The organism is Streptomyces sp. NPDC007189 (assembly GCF_040703635.1).
GTDB lineage: Bacteria > Actinomycetota > Actinomycetes > Streptomycetales > Streptomycetaceae > Streptomyces.
Genome location: NZ_JBEYEY010000007.1, coordinates 310,697 through 328,678, shown reverse-complemented (window position 1 = coordinate 328,678; position 17,982 = coordinate 310,697). Strand labels below are relative to the sequence as shown.

The 17,982-nt window shown below is 72.1% G+C and carries 12 protein-coding genes and 3 tRNA genes; 5 read left to right on the top strand and 10 right to left on the bottom strand.

All coding sequences use genetic code 11. The features are described 5' to 3' along the window. Positions 1 to 35: 35 nt before the first annotated feature. The 3 genes from purF to AB0950_RS17640 form a co-directional block, all read right to left on the bottom strand. The gene (purF, locus tag AB0950_RS17650) at positions 36 to 1,565 is read right to left on the bottom strand and encodes an amidophosphoribosyltransferase (RefSeq protein WP_360153602.1); all 1,530 of its coding nucleotides are present in this window, start codon (positions 1,563 to 1,565) and stop codon (positions 36 to 38) included. A 191-nt stretch (positions 1,566 to 1,756) separates the two neighbouring features. Beyond that, entirely contained in the window at positions 1,757 to 2,194 is a 438-nt protein-coding gene (locus tag AB0950_RS17645; RefSeq protein ID WP_366778858.1) for an META domain-containing protein, read from the bottom strand. A gap of 85 nt (positions 2,195 to 2,279) precedes the next feature. Continuing rightward, a complete protein-coding gene (locus tag AB0950_RS17640; protein ID WP_366778857.1) occupies positions 2,280 to 3,077 on the bottom strand; it encodes a sterol carrier family protein in 798 nt (265 codons plus the stop codon). 159 nt (positions 3,078 to 3,236) lie between these two features. Here AB0950_RS17640 and AB0950_RS17635 point away from each other — a divergent pair, with 159 nt between their 5' ends. Beyond that, positions 3,237 to 5,915, top strand: a complete 2,679-nt coding sequence (locus AB0950_RS17635; protein ID WP_366778856.1) for a SpoIIE family protein phosphatase — start codon at positions 3,237 to 3,239, stop codon at positions 5,913 to 5,915. Between the two features lie 78 nt (positions 5,916 to 5,993). Here AB0950_RS17635 and purL read toward each other — a convergent pair whose 3' ends face one another. The 3 genes from purL to purS are packed head-to-tail and all read right to left on the bottom strand — an operon-like array spanning position 5,994 to position 9,207. Then, the gene (gene purL, locus AB0950_RS17630) at positions 5,994 to 8,270 is read right to left on the bottom strand and encodes a phosphoribosylformylglycinamidine synthase subunit PurL (RefSeq protein WP_366778855.1); all 2,277 of its coding nucleotides are present in this window, start codon (positions 8,268 to 8,270) and stop codon (positions 5,994 to 5,996) included. Beyond that, on the bottom strand, positions 8,267 to 8,947 hold the full coding sequence (gene purQ / locus AB0950_RS17625; protein WP_360153587.1) for a phosphoribosylformylglycinamidine synthase subunit PurQ: 681 nt from the start codon (positions 8,945 to 8,947) through the stop codon (positions 8,267 to 8,269). Before purQ ends, purL begins: the two co-directional genes overlap by 4 nt. Next, positions 8,944 to 9,207, bottom strand: coding sequence for a phosphoribosylformylglycinamidine synthase subunit PurS (purS, locus tag AB0950_RS17620; RefSeq protein ID WP_015659417.1), 264 nt, complete (start codon positions 9,205 to 9,207; stop codon positions 8,944 to 8,946). The genes purQ and purS overlap by 4 nt, the downstream gene beginning before the upstream one ends. 310 nt (positions 9,208 to 9,517) lie before the next feature. Here purS and AB0950_RS17615 point away from each other — a divergent pair, with 310 nt between their 5' ends. The 4 genes from AB0950_RS17615 to AB0950_RS17600 all read left to right on the top strand — a co-directional run bounded on the left by AB0950_RS17615 (position 9,518) and on the right by AB0950_RS17600 (position 10,837). Then, positions 9,518 to 9,835, top strand: coding sequence for an Lsr2 family protein (locus AB0950_RS17615; protein ID WP_031164632.1), 318 nt, complete (start codon positions 9,518 to 9,520; stop codon positions 9,833 to 9,835). A 187-nt stretch (positions 9,836 to 10,022) separates the two neighbouring features. After that, positions 10,023 to 10,094 (top strand) — tRNA-Gly (locus tag AB0950_RS17610). 82 nt (positions 10,095 to 10,176) lie between these two features. Then, positions 10,177 to 10,249 (top strand) — tRNA-Gly (locus AB0950_RS17605). A gap of 515 nt (positions 10,250 to 10,764) precedes the next feature. Next, positions 10,765 to 10,837 (top strand) — tRNA-Gly (locus AB0950_RS17600). 45 nt (positions 10,838 to 10,882) lie between these two features. Here the strand turns inward: AB0950_RS17600 and AB0950_RS17595 are convergent. The 4 genes from AB0950_RS17595 to purD all read right to left on the bottom strand — a co-directional run bounded on the left by AB0950_RS17595 (position 10,883) and on the right by purD (position 17,917). Continuing rightward, positions 10,883 to 11,782 carry a phosphoribosylaminoimidazolesuccinocarboxamide synthase gene (locus tag AB0950_RS17595; RefSeq protein WP_360153582.1) on the bottom strand — a complete coding sequence of 300 codons (900 nt, stop codon included), beginning with the start codon at positions 11,780 to 11,782 and terminating at the stop codon, positions 10,883 to 10,885. 619 nt (positions 11,783 to 12,401) lie between these two features. Next, on the bottom strand, positions 12,402 to 13,892 hold the full coding sequence (locus tag AB0950_RS17590) for a N,N-dimethylformamidase beta subunit family domain-containing protein (protein ID WP_360153579.1): 1,491 nt from the start codon (positions 13,890 to 13,892) through the stop codon (positions 12,402 to 12,404). Between the two features lie 260 nt (positions 13,893 to 14,152). After that, entirely contained in the window at positions 14,153 to 16,282 is a 2,130-nt protein-coding gene (locus AB0950_RS17585) for a hypothetical protein (RefSeq protein ID WP_366778854.1), read from the bottom strand. Between the two features lie 357 nt (positions 16,283 to 16,639). Beyond that, positions 16,640 to 17,917 carry a phosphoribosylamine--glycine ligase gene (purD, locus tag AB0950_RS17580; RefSeq protein WP_366778853.1) on the bottom strand — a complete coding sequence of 426 codons (1,278 nt, stop codon included), beginning with the start codon at positions 17,915 to 17,917 and terminating at the stop codon, positions 16,640 to 16,642. Positions 17,918 to 17,982: the final 65 nt, after the last annotated feature.

The window sequence follows — 17,982 nt, the reverse complement described above, 5'->3', positions numbered from 1 at the left end:
GACTGTGAGAGCTTTCGTGTCGTACTGCAGGGGTGTTACGGGCGACGGATCGCGTCGGCCGCGGCCGTGGCGGCGGGACCGGCCGCCAGCTCGGTCTCCAGCAGCTGCTTGCCGAGCAGCTCCGGGTCCGGCAGCTCCATCGGGTACTCGCCGTCGAAGCAGGCGCGGCACAGGTTCGGCTTGGCGATGGTGGTCGCCTCGATCATGCCGTCGATGGAGATGTAGGCGAGCGAGTCGGCGCCGAGCGAGGTGCCGATCTCCTCGATGGTCATGCCGTTGGCGATCAGTTCCGCGCGCGTGGCGAAGTCGATGCCGAAGAAGCAGGGCCACTTCACGGGCGGCGAGGAGATCCGGATGTGGACCTCGGCGGCGCCGGCCTCGCGCAGCATGCGGACCAGGGCCCGCTGGGTGTTGCCGCGCACGATCGAGTCGTCGACGACGACCAGGCGCTTGCCCTTGATGACTTCCTTCAGCGGGTTCAGCTTCAGGCGGATGCCGAGCTGGCGGATGGTCTGCGAGGGCTGGATGAAGGTCCGGCCGACGTAGGCGTTCTTCACCAGGCCGGCGCCGAAGGGGATGCCGGAGGCCTCCGCGTAGCCGATGGCGGCCGGGGTGCCCGACTCCGGGGTCGCTATGACCAGGTCGGCCTCGACCGGAGCCTCCTTGGCGAGCCGGCGGCCCATCTCCACGCGGGAGAGGTACACGTTCCGGCCGGCGATGTCGGTGTCCGGGCGGGCCAGGTACACGTACTCGAAGACACAGCCCTTGGGCTTCGCTTCTGCGAATCGGGAGCTGCGCAGGCCGTTCTCGTCAATGGCGACGAACTCGCCCGGCTCGATCTCGCGGACGAAGCTGGCGCCGCAGATGTCCAGCGCGGCGGTCTCGGAGGCGACCACCCAGCCGCGCTCCAGCCGGCCGAGCACCAGCGGGCGGATGCCCTGCGGGTCACGGGCGGCGTAGAGGGTGTGCTCGTCCATGAAGACGAGGGAGAAGGCGCCCCTGACCTGCGGGAGGACCTGGTGCGCCGCCTCCTCGACGGTCAGCGGCTTGCCGTCCTCGTCGACCTGGGCGGCGAGGAGCGCCGTCAGCAGGTCGGTGTCGTTGGTGGCCGCGACCCGGGTGGAGCGGCTGTTGTTGTCGTTCGGCAGGTCGGCGACCATCTCGGCGAGCTGCGCCGTGTTGACCAGGTTGCCGTTGTGGCCGAGCGCGATCGAGCCGTGCGCGGTGGCGCGGAACGTCGGCTGGGCGTTCTCCCACACGGAGGCCCCGGTGGTCGAGTAGCGGGCGTGTCCGACCGCGATGTGACCCTGGAGCGAGCCGAGCGAGGTCTCGTCGAAGACCTGGGAGACCAGGCCCATGTCCTTGAAGACGAGGATCTGGGAGCCGTTGCTGACCGCGATTCCCGCGGATTCCTGACCCCGGTGCTGGAGGGCGTAGAGCCCGAAGTACGTGAGCTTTGCGACCTCTTCACCCGGAGCCCAGACACCGAAGACGCCGCAAGCGTCCTGGGGGCCCTTCTCGCCGGGAAGCAGATCGTGATTGAGTCGACCGTCACCACGTGGCACGCCACCGAGTGTAGGCGAGGTCGACCACTGGTCCGAATTGGGGATCCGTGCGCGCGACGGCCCGCTCCCGCCGATCACCTTGTGGGTTTCCGCGTTCGCGCTGGTCAGCGAAGCGCGCTACGCGCAGGCGGCGGAGACGGGGGCGGCGCCGGGCGGCCCGGACGCCGGGTGCCCACGTGAGGTGTCGCACATCATCCGGGCGCGTTGCCACTGAGGTGGACGCGGTCGCCGTCGCCGTCCGTGAGCGTGAGTTTCCCGGGGTCCGCCTTGGCTATGAGCGTGCCGGTGGTGAGGGCGCGCGCGAGGGCGCGTTCGAAGTCCATCCGCTCCGGGCCGCAGGCCATCCTGGTGGTGCGCAGGTCACCGAAGGTGATGCGGTCGCCGTGGACGGTGGCCCGGGCGCTGAACTGGTTGCAGCCGAGGTTGCCGGCCGCCTTGCCGTCCGCGTCGATGCGCAGGCGTGCGGAGGCGGGCGCGTGCCGGGTCGTACCGCCGACGGTGAGGCTGTCGACCCGCCAGTCGATGCCGGTCACGGGCTGCTGGACGGTCACCGCACCAGTGTCCGCCTTCCCGTTGCCGCACGCCACCGTGAGCGCGGCGAGCACGGTGGCCGCCGGTGCGAGGATCATGCGTTGCTTGTACCGGTTCATGGTGATTCGACGGCCGACCGGTCCCGGCGGTTCCGCTCAGCTGGTTCCGCTCAGCTGGTTCCGCTCACGCCATGAGCGGCAGCAGCCCCCCGATGTCCGCGCGCTCCCCGCTCGCGCTCACCTTGGCCTCCTCCAGGGCGTCCTTCCAGCTCAGGCGGCCGGTGGCGAGCCGGATCCAGGTCAGCGGGTCGGTCTCCACGACGTTCGGCGGGGTTCCCCTGGTGTGCCGGGGACCCTCGACACACTGCACCACCGCGTACGGCGGCACCCGCACCTCGGTGGAACCGCCGGGCGCCTTCACGGCGAGCGCGTCGGCGAGCAGCCGGGTGGCGGCGGCCAGGGCCTGGCGGTCGTACGGCGCCTCGAGGCCCGGCACGGCGGCGTTCAGGTCGTCGGTGTGGACGACCAGCTCGACGGTCCGGGTGACCAGGTAGTCGTCCAGGGACATGGAACCGGCACTCGTCCGGAGGATCCGGGTGCCGGGGTGCTCGTCGAGGAGGGCGCGCAGGGTCTGCTCGACGTCCGCGAGGTAGGCGTCGAGGTCGGGGTGCTCTGCGGCGAGGTGCCGGGTGAACTCGTCGATGGCGGCGGAGTTGGCCGAGGTGGCGAAGGGCCAGTCGAGCAGCACGGCGTCCGCCTTCGGCGGCTCGGGCAGATCGAGGGCCCGGCGGATCGCGGTGAGCGCCATGCCGATGTGCGCGACGAGATCGCGTACGGTCCACTCGCCGAGCCGGGTGGTCCGGGCGAGCTGCTCGGGGCCGAGACGCCGTACGGCCTCTCGCACGTTCAGGAACTGGGCGAAGACGGCTGCTCGGGTCCTGTCGGGGTCGTAGCTGCGGGCGCGCTTGGTGGCCGGTGGCATGGGGGTGAGCCTATGCCTCGACGGCGCGGTCCCTCAGGCCCTTTTCGACCACAGCCAGCCGGACGGTGCCGAAAGTGTTATGAAGGGTACGTGGAGGTGCCTTTCGGGCGCTCTCGTCAGCTCCCTCGCCTGATCAACCCTCGCAGCTCGGCCGGGCAGGTGTTCCTTCTCCAGGTCCTGATCGTGCTGCTCCTTGTCTCCGCCGCGGTGGCGGGGCTGGTGACGCAGGCGGCGAACGACGCCGTGCGGCAGGGCCGCCGGGCGTCGGTGGTCGCGGCCGAGTCGTTCGCGAACGCCCCCGGCACGGCCCCGGCACTGCGCAGCAGGCACCCCACGGCGGCGCTGCAGCCGCGGGCCGAGGCGGCACGCAAGCGGGCGGGCGTGGACTTCGTCGTCGTCATGAACACCCAGGGCATCCGCTACACCTACCCCTATCCCTGGGAGATCGGGAAGAAGTTCGTCGGCACCATCGCACCGGCGCTGCACGGCCACACCGTCGTGGAACAGGCCGGCGGGCCGCCCCTGCCGGCCGGCAAGGGCACGGCCGTGCAGGCGGTGGTGCCGGTCACCGACGCGCACGGCACGGTCGTCGGACTGGTCTCCGCGGGCCTCACGGTCAAGAACGTGGCGCGCCTGTGGCTGCCGCAGCTGCTGATGGCCCTCGGCGCCGGCGTGGCCGCGCTGGTGCTGGCCGGGACGGGAACGACGCTGGTGGCCCGGCGCTTGCTGCGGCAGACGGGCGGCCTGGCCCCGGCAGAGCTCGCGGGGATGTACGCGCACCACGACGCGGTCCTGCACGCCGTACGCGAAGGAGTGCTGATCACCGACGCCGGCGGGCGGCTCGTCCTCGCCAACGACGAGGCGCGGCGCCTGCTGGGCCTGCCGGAGGGAGCACCGGGCACCGCGGCGCGGGAACTGGGCCTGCCGGAAGCGCTCACGGACCTGCTCACCTCGCCGGACGAGGTCACCGACGAGGTGTGTCCCGTGCGGGACCGGCTGCTGGCGGTGAACAAACGGCCCACGTTCCCGGGCGACCGCCGGGGCGGCAGCGTCGTCACCCTGCGCGACACCACGGAGCTGGCGGCGGTCTCGGGCCGGGCCGAGGTGGCGCGGGAGCGGCTGCGGCTGCTGTACGAGGCCGGGATGCGGGTCGGCACGACGCTGGACGTGCGGCGTACGGCCCAGGAGCTGGCCGACGCGGCGGTGCCCCGGTTCGCCGACCTCGTCACGGTGGATCTCCTCGAACCGGTGCTGCACGGATGGGAACCGACGGCGGAGGGCTGGCGCTGTCTGCGGCGCACGGCGATCGGCGGTGCGCAGGAGGCGATGCCGGTGTACCCGCTGGACGACGTCATCGCGCTCTCGTCCGGCACTCCGCAGATGCTGGCGCTGCAGCAGGGCACGGGCGTGCTGGAGCCGGACCTGTGGCGGGCGCACGGCTGGCGGCAGAACGCTCCCGAGCGCACGCGCGCGGCCCTGGAGCTGGGGATGCTCTCCCTGGTGACCGTGCCGCTGCGGGCGCGGAACGTCACCCTGGGCGTGGCGAACTTCTACCGCACCCGCGGGTCCCCGGCGTTCGAGCCGGAGGATCTGTCCTTCGCGGAGGAGCTGACGGCACGCGCGGCGGTGGCCATCGACAACGCCCGGAGGTTCACCCGGGAGCACGCGACGGCCGTGACCCTGCAGCACAGCCTGCTGCCGCGCGGGCAGCCGGAGCAGGACGCGCTGGAGGTGGCCTGGCGGTACCTGCCGGCCGAGGCGGGGGTGGGCGGCGACTGGTTCGACGTCATCCCGCTGCCGGGCGCACGGGTGGCGCTGGCGATGGGCGACGTCGTCGGTCACGGACTGCACGCGGCGGCCACGATGGGGCGGCTGCGCACCGCGGTGCACAACTTCTCCTCGCTGGACCTCCCGGTGGACGAGGTGCTCGGGAACCTGGACGACCTGGTCGTCCGCATGGACAACGAGGACTCCCCCGGCGACGGCCGCGAGGGAGAGGGAGTGACGGGGGCGACCTGTCTGTACGCGATCTACGACTCGGTGACGGGGACCTGCACGATGGCCCGTGCGGGGCACCCCGTCCCGGTGGTGGTCGCTCCGGACGGGACGGTGCTCTGCCCCGAGGTGCCGGTCTCGGCCCCGCTCGGTCTGGGCGGCTACCCCTTCGAGACCGCCGAGCTGCACCTGCCGGAAGGCGCACAGCTGGTGCTGTACACCAACGGCCTGCTGGAGGACCGTACCCGCGACCTCGACGCCGGGCTGGACGCACTGCGCCAGGCGCTGGCCACGGCCACGGGACGCACTCCGGACGAGACGTGCCAGGCGGTGATCGACGCGCTGAAACCCACGCACCGCCGCGACGACGTCGCGCTCCTGGTGGCACGCACCCGGCTGGTCGCGCGCTCCCGGCTCGCCGAGTGGGAGGTGCCGTCCGACCCGGCGGTGGTGCCCTCGGTGCGGGCCCGGTGCCGGGAGAAGCTGGAGCAGTGGGGGCTGGAGGAGGACGTGTACACCACGGAACTGATCGTCAGCGAGCTGGTCACGAACGCGATCCGGTACGGCGCCCCACCGGTCACCGTGCGGCTGCTGCGCGGGCACTGCCTGATGTGCGAGGTCTCGGACGCCAGCAGCACCTCCCCGCGCCTGCGCCGGGCGGCGACCATGGACGAGGGCGGGCGGGGCCTGTTCCTCGTCGCGCAGTTCGCCCAGCGATGGGGGACGCGGTACACCCCCCGCGGCAAGGTCATCTGGGCGGAACGGACCCTCCACGACGGCGCGGCGCCCACCGCGGCCCAGACACCGGTCGACGTCCTCCTGGAGCAGTTCGGCGACCTGTGAACCCGGACGCGTCCCGAACGTGACGGCGGCCCGCGCCACCCGCACAGGGTGGTGCAGGCCGCCGTCGACGCGGGCGGGTCAGGCCAGCAGCGCCGGGAGGGTCTCCTCGTGGGCCTTCCGCAGCTCCTGCAGCGTGAGGGTGAACGCGCCCTGGACCTCCACCACTGCATGTGAATCGGACGCAGTGCCGTCCACGACACCGATCCGGGTGGCCGGCAGGCCCCGCGCACCGCACATGTCGTTGAAGCGGACCTCCTCCGAGCGCGGCACCGCGACGATCGCGCGGCCGGCCGACTCGGAGAACAGGAAGGTGAAGGCGTCCAGGCCGTCCGGTACGACCAGACGGGCGCCCTTGCCGCCGAGCAGCGCGGACTCCACCACGGCCTGGACCAGACCGCCGTCGGACAGGTCGTGCGCAGAGTCGATCATGCCGTCGCGGGAGGCGGAGATCAGGATCTCGGCCAGCAGCCGCTCCCGCTCCAGGTCGACCTTCGGGGGCAGGCCGCCGAGGTGGTCGTGGACCACCTGGGACCAGGCCGAGCCGCCGAACTCCTCACGCGTGTCGCCGAGGAGGTAGATCAGCTGGCCCTCCTCCTGGAAGGCGACCGGCGTGCGGCGCGCGACGTCGTCGATCACGCCCAGGACCGCGACCACCGGGGTGGGGTGGATCGCCGCCTCGCCCGTCTGGTTGTAGAGCGAGACGTTGCCGCCGGTCACCGGAGTGCCCAGCTGCTGACAGGCGTCCGCCAGACCGCGCACGGCCTCGGCGAACTGCCACATCACGGCCGGGTCCTCGGGCGAGCCGAAGTTCAGGCAGTCCGAGACCGCGAGCGGCTTCGCGCCCGTCGTCGCCACGTTCCGGTACGCCTCGGCCAGCGCCAGCTGCGCGCCCGTGTACGGGTCGAGCTTGGCGTAGCGGCCGTTGCCGTCCGTGGCGATGGCGACGCCGAGGCCGGTCTTCTCGTCCACGCGGATCATGCCGGAGTCCTCCGGCTGGGCGAGGACGGTGTTGCCCTGCACGAGGTGGTCGTACTGCTGGGTGATCCACCTCTTGGAGGCCTGGTTCGGGGAGGCGACCAGCTTCAGGACCTGGTCCTTCAGCTCCTCGCCGGTCTCGGGCCGGGGCAGCTTGTTCGCGTCGTCGGCCTGGAGGGCGTCCTGCCAGTCCGGGCGGGCGTACGGCCGCTCGTAGGTCGGGCCCTCGTGGGCGACCGTGCGGGGGTCGACGTCCACGATCTTCTCGCCGTGCCAGAAGATCTCCAGCCGGTCGCCGTCGGTCACCTCACCGATGACGGTGGCGATGACGTCCCACTTCTCGCAGATCTGCAGGAAGCGCTCGACCTTCTCCGGCTCCACGACCGCGCACATGCGTTCCTGCGACTCGCTCATGAGGATTTCCTCGGGAGACAGGGTCGAGTCACGCAGGGGTACGTCGTCCAGGGTCACGCGCATGCCGCCGGAGCCGTTGGACGCCAGCTCGCTGGTCGCGCAGGACAGACCGGCCGCGCCCAGGTCCTGGATGCCGACGACCAGCTTCTCCTTGAAGGCCTCCAGGGTGCACTCGATGAGCAGCTTCTCCTGGAAGGGGTCGCCGACCTGGACGGCGGGACGCTTGGACGGCTTGGCGTCGTCGAAGGTCTCGGAGGCGAGGATCGAGGCGCCGCCGATGCCGTCGCCGCCGGTCCGGGCGCCGTACAGGATGACCTTGTTGCCTGCGCCGGAGGCCTTGGCGAGGTGGATGTCCTCGTGCCGCATCACACCGATGGCACCGGCGTTGACCAGCGGGTTTCCCTGGTAGCAGGCGTCGAAGACGACCTCGCCGCCGATGTTGGGCAGCCCCAGGCAGTTGCCGTAGCCGCCGATGCCGGCGACGACGCCGGGCAGGACGCGCTTGGTGTCGGGGTGGTCGGCGGCGCCGAACCGCAGCGGGTCCACGACCGCGACCGGCCGGGCGCCCATCGCGATGATGTCGCGGACGATGCCGCCGACACCCGTGGCCGCGCCCTGGTAGGGCTCGACGTACGACGGGTGGTTGTGCGACTCGACCTTGAAGGTCACGGCGTAACCCTGGCCGACGTCCACCACGCCCGCGTTCTCGCCGATGCCGACGAGCAGCGCGTCGCTCTGCGGGGCCTTCTCGCCGAACTGGCGCAGATGGACCTTGGAGGACTTGTACGAGCAGTGCTCGGACCACATCACCGAGTACATGGCGAGTTCGGCGCCGGTCGGGCGGCGGCCGAGGATCTCCACCACCCGCTCGTACTCGTCCTTCTTCAGGCCGAGTTCGGCCCAGGGCAGCTCGACGTCGGGGGTCGCGGCCGCGTGCTCGACCGTGTCCAGAGGCGTCCGGCTCATGCGTTGACCAGCTTCTTGAGGATCGAGGTGAAGAACGGCAGCCCGTCGGTACGGCCCGTACCGACCAGCGGCTCCACGGCGTGCTCCGGGTGCGGCATCAGGCCGACGACGTTCCCGGCCTCGTTGGTGATGCCGGCGATGTCGCGGAGCGAGCCGTTCGGGTTGAAGTCGAGGTACCGGAAGACCACGCGGCCCTCCGCCTCCAGCTTGTCGAGGGTGTACTCGTCGGCGACGTACCGGCCGTCCATGTTCTTCAGCGGGATGTGGATCTCCTGGCCCGCGCGGTAGTCGGCGGTCCAGGCGGTCTCCGCGTTCTCCACCCGCAGCTTCTGGTCGCGGCAGATGAAGTGGAGGTGGTCGTTGCCGAGCATTCCGCCCGGGAGGAGGTGGGCCTCGGTGAGGATCTGGAAGCCGTTGCAGATGCCGAGGACCGGAAGTCCGGCCTTCGCCTGCTCGATGACCGTCTCCATCACCGGCGAGAACCGGGAGATGGCACCGGCGCGCAGATAGTCGCCGTAGGAGAAACCGCCGGGCAGGACCACGGCGTCGACCTGCTTGAGGTCCTTGTCCTTGTGCCACAGGGCGACCGGTTCGGCGCCCGCGAGACGGATCGCGCGCTGGGCATCCTGATCGTCGAGGCTGCCCGGGAAAGTGACGACGCCAATACGAGCGGTCACTTCGCCGCCTCCGCCACTTCTTCGACCTTGACGGTGAAGTCCTCGATCACGGTGTTCGCGAGGAAGGATTCCGCAAGATCGTGGATGCGGGCGAGCGCGGCCTCGTCGACCGGCCCGTCAACTTCCAGTTCGAAACGCTTTCCCTGACGGACGTCCGAGATCCCTTCGAAACCCAGGCGCGGCAGCGCACGCTGGACCGCCTGGCCCTGGGGGTCGAGGATCTCCGGCTTGAGCATGACGTCGACTACGACGCGTGCCACTGGCACTCCCGGTGTGTGGTGCTGAGCAGGTTCCTTCAGACTACCCGCACAAAATTTCTACGCGAGTAGAGTTGTAGGAAACTACGTGAGGCGCATCACGATCGGGTGTCGGAGCCGTGCGCCCGCGAAAAGTTCTGGGAAAGTTCCACAGTCCGCCCCGTTCACCTATTGTCTTCGGACACGCGGACGGATTTAGTCGGGCTTCACTTTGCATTGCCGGGCACTGTACAAATGAATTGGCAATAGCCGATACTCGGCACGTCATCGCCGTTGAGCTGTATCGACGTGCCGCACGAAGGGACCGATATTCGTGGCGCAAAAGGTCGTGGTCACGCTCTTTGACGACATCGACGGCTCGGAAGCGGCGGAAACGATCGCCTTCGGACTCGACGGCAAGTCGTACGAGATCGACCTGAACGAAACCAACGCCAAGAAACTGCGCAAGGCGCTCGCGCCCTACGTCGAGGCCGGCCGCAAGCGGTCGCGGTCCGGCAAGGCGTACAAGCAGACGGAGGTGGCGCCCGACCCGGCGGCCGTCCGCGCCTGGGCCCAGGCCAACAAGATGGACGTCCCGGCCCGCGGACGCATCCCCAAGAAGGTCTACGAGGCGTTCAGCGCCGCGCAGTGAACCCCGCCCAGGGGTGGCGAAGCCCGCGAAGGGGCAGTCCTCAGGGTCCGTCAGCGGGCCCTGAGGGCCGCGCACTTGGGCATACCGGGCAGCAGGGGGAGCCGACTTGCGCGACCCCCCTGTTGATCAGCTAATGTCTGGGGCACGCCGAGGGGCGAGGCCGAAAAGGCGAAACCCCGAGGACCGTGCGGGTGTAGTTCAGTAGTAGAACATCCCCCTTCCAGGGGGAAGGCGCAGTGTGCGATTCCTGTCACCCGCTCCGGCACCGGTCGTCACGACCACTCCTGTGGATCAGGTAGGCTGGTGCTCGCACCGATCGGTGGGAGCCGGTCGGGAGCAGTGCGGACGTAGCTCAGTTGGTAGAGCGCAACCTTGCCAAGGTTGAGGTCGCGAGTTCGAGCCTCGTCGTCCGCTCGGGAATGAGACCCCGGTCCACTGGACCGGGGTCTTTTTCATCTGCGCGTTCATGTGCGCGGTGTGCTGGCGTGTGCTGCGGTGTGAAGGTCGCCACATCCTCGGGGGCGGAACCGTCCCGGTCCCGGGTGTGCGGGCGTCATCGGAGGTGAGCTGTCCGGCCGGCCGGTGCGGGCGCTCGCGGAGGCGTGCACGGGTTCGTCCTGATGCCGGTCGGCGCGCCCGGGGGCTCACGGGACCGCCTGCGCCGTATGCGCCGGAGACCCTTGTGCCGGCCAGGAGTTGGGCGTCGGCGCGTGGGGGTGCCGGGACCGCCTCGACGGGGACGTCGGTGCTGCGGTGAGATCCGTCGCGGAGATCGCCGAGCAGGCGTCGACCGGGCGGGCCTCGTCGCCGGGCGCCTCCAGACGCACTCTCCCCGGCCGGCGCAGGATCCGGCGCGCGGAACCGTGGTGCGGCGGTGTGTCTCGCGGGGTGCGAGGTTGGGTATAGTTGCTCTCGCGCCACGGCGCAAGGCGGACGTAGCTCAGTTGGTAGAGCGCAACCTTGCCAAGGTTGAGGTCGCGAGTTCGAGCCTCGTCGTCCGCTCGGGAGAAAGACCCCGGTCCACTGGACCGGGGTCTTTTCGTTGCCCTAGCTCCAGGTCATGCCCGTGAGCCGCTCGTACGCCTCGATGTACTTCTGCCGGGTCGCCTCCACGACCTGCGGCGGCAGCGGCGGCGGGGGCTGCTCGCTGCGGCGGTCCCAGCCGGACTCGGCAGAGGTGAGCCAGTCCCGGACGAACTGCTTGTCGTACGACGGCTGGGCGCGGCCCGGCTGCCACTGGTCGGCCGGCCAGAAGCGGGAGGAGTCCGGGGTGAGCACCTCGTCGGCGAGAACGAGCGTGTCGCCGTCGAAGCCGAACTCGAACTTGGTGTCCGCCAGGATGATCCCCCGGTCCCGGGCGATGTCGCGGGCGCGGGAGTACACGGCGAGGGTCATCTGGCGCAGCTGCGCGGCGGTGTCGGCGCCGACCTGCCGGGCCACCTCCTCGTAGGAGACGTTCTCGTCGTGCTCGCCGACCTCGGCCTTGGTGGCCGGGGTGAAGATCGGGGCGGGAAGTTCCGAGCCGTCGACGAGGCCTTCGGGGAGGGCGAGGCCGCACACCGTACGGGACTCGTTGTACTCCAGCAGGCCGGAGCCGGTGAGGTAGCCGCGGGCCACGCACTCGACCGGGACCATCCGCAGCGACTTGCAGACCAGCGTGCGGCCCGCCCAGTCCGCGGGCGCGCCCTCGGGCAGCTCGGTGCTGATCACGTGGTGGGGGGCCAGGTCGCGCAGCTGGTCGAACCACCACAGGGAGAGCTGGGTGAGGACACGGCCCTTGTCGGGGATCTCCGTGGGCAGCACCCAGTCGTACGCGGACATGCGGTCGCTGGCGACCATCACGAGGTCGCCCGCCTCGTTCTGGTACAGCTCGCGCACCTTTCCGGTGTGCAGGTGCACCAGGCCCGGAACCTGAATCGGCTCGGGCTTTTCTACGAATCCGGACACGGTTCCTCCCCGTGGTTCTGTCCAAGTGCCTCGATTCTCCCTTATGGGGGCGATGGGTTCCGGCCAGGGGGTCTCGGGAGGGGCGGTCGGGGGGGTCGGTGCGCGGTGGTCGGCCGCGGTGGTCGGCCGCGGTGGTCTGTCGGGGTGGTCGGTGCGCAGTGGTCGGCCGCGGTGGTCTGTCGGGGTGGTCGGTGCGCAGTGGTCGGCCGCGGTGGTCTGTCGGGGTGGTCTGTCGGGGTGGCCGGGCCAGGTGGTCGGTTGGGGTGGCCGGGCCAGGTGGTCGGTTGGGGTGGTCGGTGCGCAGTGGCCGGTCGCGGTGGTCGGTTGGGGTGGCCGGGCCAGGTGGTCGGTTGGGGTGATCGGTGCGCAGTGGCCGGTCGCGGTGGTCGGTGCGCAGTGGTCGGCTGCGGTGATCTGTCGGGGTGGCCGGGCCAGGGGGTCGGACCCGGTGGTCGGACCCGGTGGACGGGCCCGGTGGACGGGCCCGGTGGTCTGTCGGGGTCGCCGGGCCCGGGGATCGGACCCGGGGTCGGGCCCGGTGGTCGGGCCCAGTGGTCAGGCCAGGGGGTCGGGCCCAGTGGTCAGGCCCGGGGTCGGGCCCGGTGGACGGGCCCGGTCGTCAGTCGCGTTTGCAGATGCGGTCCAGGAGGTTCGCCGTGGCCCGCTGGATGCGGGGGTCCACATGGCCGGGGCGGTCCAGGGCCGGGGACCAGGCGAAGGTGCCGGCGGCGAAGACCCAGGCGCCGGAAAGGGCGCGGTAGAGGGAGGTCTCCTGGTGGCGCAGGACGCCGTCGCTGTCGGTGTAGGGGGAGTGGGCGAGCAGGATGCGCTCCTCGTGCGCGGGCAGCGGGGTGCGCGGGAAGTACCGGTCGGCCTCTCCCGCGACCAGCCCGGGGATCTCGTCGCCCTCGCGCGCGCCGGTCGCCTCCCACAGCCAGTGGTCGGCGTTGCGGACGATCAGCGGATGCGGCTCGGGCACCCGGCCCGCGTACTGGATGCCGATCAGCTGCTGCTCGGGCCGGTCGACCTCGCGCCACAGCACCGGCTTTCCGGGCCCCTTGCGCTTGCGGCAGGTCAGCAGCCGGTCCGGGACGCCGGACGGGGACGGCCCCAGCTCCACCTGCCAGTACATGGTGTTGGCGGAGAGGAAGACCAGCGAGGTGCCCCGGTCGCGGGCCTCCTCCACGGCCCGGCGCATCGGCACCGACCAGTACTCGTCGTGCCCAGGGAAGACCAGGCCCCGGTAGCGGCCGGGATCGACGCGGCCGGCGTGCAGATCGCGTGCCTCGGCGTAGGCGAGGTCGTAGCCGTAGCGCTCGGCCCAGCGGATGAAGTCGTAGGCGTGCCCGACGTGCAACGGCAGGCCCGCGCCCGCGTACGGCCGGTCGAAGGAGACCGTCGTCGCCGCGTCGGCCTCGCCGAGCAGGCGGCCCTTCTCGTCCCAGGCGTGGTACAGGCTGGCGCCCGTACGGCCGTCCTCCGGGTACAGGTTGTACGCCTGCCAGGTGATGTCCGGCAGCAGCAGGAGCAGGTCGGCGGGGTGGTCGTCGCGGATCGTGAACGGCACGTGGGAGCGGTAGCCGTCGGTGGTGGTCAGGACGGCCACATAGGCGCCGATGCGCCAGTGCGGGGGCACCTGGAGGCGCCAGGACAGCCACCAGTGGTGGCAGGAGACCGTGCGGTCGGCGGCCAGCGGCGGGGGCTGGACGATGCCGGACAGCCGCGGGCTGGTGGTGATCTTCGCGGCGCCGTCGCCGCCGTAGTGGCCGATCCGGTAGATGTCGACGCTGAACTCCTGCGGCGGGTCGACCGTGATGTGGAAGTCGATCGCCTCGCCGGGCGCGACCGCGCCGGTGGAGGTGAAGCCCTTGATCTGGCGGTGCACGTCGTCGGCCGAGCGGGGGCCGGGTACGCGCGGTGCGGGACGGTCGGGGACGACGCCGGTGAGCGGCTGCGGGCTCGGGTCGACGTACCAGGGCACGACGTGGCCGGTGTCGTCGAAGTAGGTCTCGCTGCCGCGCAGCCAGGGCACCGGGCCCTGGCCGAAGGGGTCCGTGACGGCGTGCGCGAGTGCTCCGGACTCCCAGCGGCGGATGTGGTCCGAGGCCATGATCGCTCCCCTCCCTCGTCCCCCGTGTGGTCCTGTCTCGGTGGTGGTCGCCGTGCTCGGTGGTGCGCACACTGCTCGGACGTGCTGTCGTATGTCGCTCGCTCTTGCCAAGTGCGTGGTCGCTCCCAGCACATCACATAACGCACGGGCTCGGTCACTAGTCGTTGCGAATTGACCTGAAGTGGAAGCCGGGGATCCCCTTTGCCGGGTTCGGCTGCCGCCGGGTGCCAGCGGGGGACCTCAGGGTGGCTCAGGGTGCCTCAGACGAGCCGTACGGGCTTCTCCGGGCGTATTCCGGACGCGGCCAGCCAGTCGCGCAGCGGGCCCGGATCTCCCTCCTCGATCAGGCTGAGCACCTTGGGCGTGAGGTCGGCGGCCCGCTCGCCGCCGACCAGCAGGGAGGGGCCGTCCAGCCAGTCCAGCGCGGGGAGCGCGCCGGCGGTGTCGACGGCCGCGCAGCACACCATCGCGGTGACGTGCTCGGTGAGCAACTCGCGTGCGGTGCGCGGGGGTTGCAGCGGGAAGAGCGGCAGTCCGCCGTCGTCCCACAAGGCGTGCTCGGTGCTCTGGCCGGTGGCAGCCGCACCGCTTCCGGGCGTGCGGGCCTCCTCCCGGGCCAGCTCGGCGGTCAGCCCGGCGGCGAGGGTGGCGCTGCGCTCGGTTCCGGTGGGTTCGCCGGCCGCCGGGTCCGGTTCGGCTTCGGGGGGTGCCTCAAGGGGTTCGGCGTCGGCGGCGTCCGGCTGCGGTTCGCCGGGTGACTGCGAGGGTTCCGCGTAAGCGGCGTCCGGTTCGGCTTCGCCGAGTGACTCCGGGGGTTCGCTGCGGGAGGCATCCGCCTCGGGTTCGCCGGGTGACTCCGGGGGTTCCGCGTGGGCGGCGTCCGGTTCGGCTTCGCCGGGTGACTGCGCGGGTTCCCCGTGGGCGGCGTCCGGCTGGGGTTCCCCAGGTGCCTGCGGGAGATCCGCGTAGGCGGAGGTGCTCGACTCGGGTTCGCCGGGTGACTGCGGCGATTCGGCGTGGGAGGCGTTCTGCGCGGGGGACTGTGGTGGGCTCGCGTGGGAGGCGGGCGGGGCCGGGGCCGAGGGCTTCGGTATCGGCGTGTGTTTGCCCGGCTCGGTGAGGTGGTCCAGGACGCGGGCCAGGGTGGGGCCGCCGGGGTCGGGGGTCGTGGGGTCGAGGGAGGGGCGGACGCCGAGGGAGTCCAGGACGCGGTGCAGGCGGGCCGCGTTCGCGCGCCACGTGCGGTCCACGACCTCCTCCGGATACGTCTGCCAGTCCACCGGCGCCCAGTCCGGGCCGGGCTCCGCCGGGCCGCCGTGGAAGAGGCGCGCGGCCAGCAGGGACGCGGCCTCGTCCACCGCGCCCGGTTCCTCCAGCAGGTCGCACGCGGGACGCTCGCCGAGCCGGGAGGTGAAGCCCTCGGCCAGGCGGTCGCGCCGGGACAGCTCGGTGAGCGCCGCCACCACGCCCGCGTCCAGCCCTGACGGCCAGCGGCCCATCCGCCAGGCGGGCAGCGCCACACGGGTCAGCAGCCGGTCCCAGCCGGCGTAGGCGAGGCCGACCTGCTCCTGGGCGACGATCCGCAGACCGTAGTCGACGGCCTGGGCGCGCTCGGCCGCCGCCGCGGCGACCCCGCGCTCCATCTGCGTCGCGTGCTCCCGGCAGCCGCGCAGCAGCAGCCGGGCCACCCAGCCGAGGGCCGCGCAGAGGCCGCGGGTCAGCGGGCAGCGGCCCGGTGCCGCGGCGACCGCGACCGCCGCGTCCAGACCGCGCACGAAGCGCCGGGCAGCCGCTATGTCGGGGTGCGCCGACGGGCCCGTACCGGCGATGACCGGGGCGAGAACCGCGCGCAGCTCGCCCACCCGCATCCACCACAGGAACGGGGAGCCGATGACCAGCACGGGGGCGGCCGGGGCCCGGCGGCGGCCCGGACCCGCCGTCTCGTCCTCGCCGGACGCGGGGCGCGCGGGCGGGCCGTGGGCCGAGTGCGTACGGTCCTCCAGCCAGCTGTCGCAGTCCGGGGTGAGCGCTATGGCCGAGGGCGCCGGCACGTCCAGCCGGTCGGCCAGGTCGCGCACCATCCGGTACAGGTCCGGGGCGGACTCCTCCCGGATCGGCACGGTCGGGCTGACGGCGGGGTGGGCCCGGGCCACGACCAGGGCGACACCGGCGGCGGCCAGCAGCACCAGCACGGCGAGCACGCCCACGACCAGACGGGCCGTGTCCCAGCCCCGGCCGACGAAGTGGCCGGTGGCACCGCCCGCCAGCAGGATCACCGCGACGGCGGCGGGCAGCACGGCCACGGCCAGCGCCCGGCCCCGGACCCGCAGGACGGCCAGGGCCCTGGAACGCGCGGCCTGCGCGCCCATCTCCGCACCGATTCCGGTCACGTCCGGCCCTCACCCCCTCGCTGCCGATGCCGTGCTCTCCTGGTGATGCTCACTCCCCCACTGTGGCACCCGCCACTGACATCGCAATGCCGGTGGGCCAAGTGCCGGAAAGCTTGCGCGGCACCCTAGTTGGGGCCCCGGCCCCCGTCATCCGTATGGGCGACCGCTCACTCGATGGAATGGCTTTGGTCAGAGGTGCGTGACAGACAGCAAAGATCAGGCCCCGGATCGGGGATCCGGGGCCTGGGTACGGCTGTCGCGCGGCGAACCGGCGCGGCAAGCGCAGGTCAGGCGGGTAGGCGCCTGATCGCGGCACGCACGGGTCGGGCGGCTGGGCGCCTGACCGCGGCGCGCGGATCAGGTCGTGGGCGCCTGGTCCGCCTGGGCGGCCTGGGCCGCCTTCGCGGCGATGTCGGTGCGGTGCTGGGAGCCGTCCAGACGGATCCGGCCCACCGCCCGGTACGCCCGCTCGCGGGCCTCGGTCAGGTCCGCGCCGGTGGCGGTGACGGACAGCACGCGCCCGCCCGCGCTGACGACGCGGTCGCCGTCCCGCTTGGTGCCGGCGTGCAGCACGTACGCGTGCGGGGCGTCCTCGGCGGCCACCTCGTCCAGGCCGGTGATCGGGTCGCCGGTGCGGGGGGTGGCGGGGTAGTTGTGCGAGGCGACGACGACCGTGACGGCCGCGTCCTCGCGCCAGCGCAGCGGCTCCAGGTCGGCGAGATGGCCGGTGGCGGCGGCCATCAGCAGGCCGGCCAGCGGGGTCTTCAGCCGGGCCAGCACGACCTGGGTCTCCGGGTCGCCGAAGCGGGCGTTGAACTCGATCACCCGGACGCCGCGGCTGGTGATGGCCAGGCCCGCGTAGAGCAGACCGGAGAAGGGGGTGCCGCGGCGGTGCAGTTCGTCGACGGTCGGCTGCAGGACCGTCTGGAGCACCTCGTCGACCAGCTTCGGGTCGGCCCAGGGCAGGGGGGAGTACGCGCCCATGCCGCCGGTGTTCGGGCCCTGGTCGCCGTCCAGGGCGCGCTTGAAGTCCTGGGCGGGCTGGAGCGGTACGACCGTCTCGCCGTCGGTGACCGCGAAGAGGGACACCTCGGGGCCGTCGAGGAACTCCTCGATGACGACCCGGTCGCAGGCGGCGGCATGCGCCGTGGCGGCGTCGAGGTCGTCGGTGACGACGACGCCCTTGCCGGCGGCGAGACCGTCGTCCTTGACGACGTAGGGGGCGCCGAAGGCGTCGAGGGCCTCGGCGACCTCCTCGGCGGTGGTGCAGACGTACGAGCGGGCGGTCGGCACCCCGGCCGCCGCCATGACGTCCTTGGCGAAGGCCTTGGAGCCCTCCAGCTGCGCGGCCTCCTTCGAGGGGCCGAACACCGGGATGCCCGCCGCACGTACGGCGTCGGCCACGCCGGCGACCAGCGGGGCCTCCGGGCCGACGACGACCAGGTCGGCGCCGAGGCCTGCGGCCAGCTCGGCGACCGCGTTGCCGTCGAGCGCGTCGACGGGGTGCAGCTCGGCCACCTCGGCGATGCCGGCGTTGCCGGGGGCGCAGTGCAGCGCGGTGACGTCGGGGTCGAGGGACAGGGAGCGGCACAGGGCGTGTTCGCGGGCGCCGCCGCCGATGACAAGGACCTTCACGGGGTCAGCCTAATGGCAAGGTTGCCGAAGGTTGGGGGCCGGGTTTGTTGGGCTTTCCTCCAAGG

Bases quoted from the DNA above. Each gene is read 5' to 3' on its own strand.
- AB0950_RS17645 (WP_366778858.1), bottom strand. From the start codon at position 2,194: ATGATCCTCGCACCGGCGGCCACCGTGCTCGCCGCGCTCACGGTGGCG.
- AB0950_RS17640 (WP_366778857.1), bottom strand. From the start codon at position 3,077: ATGCCACCGGCCACCAAGCGCGCCCGCAGCTACGACCCCGACAGGACC.
- purL (WP_366778855.1), bottom strand. From the start codon at position 8,270: ATGAGCCGGACGCCTCTGGACACGGTCGAGCACGCGGCCGCGACCCCC.
- AB0950_RS17590 (WP_360153579.1), bottom strand. From the start codon at position 13,892: ATGGCCTCGGACCACATCCGCCGCTGGGAGTCCGGAGCACTCGCGCAC.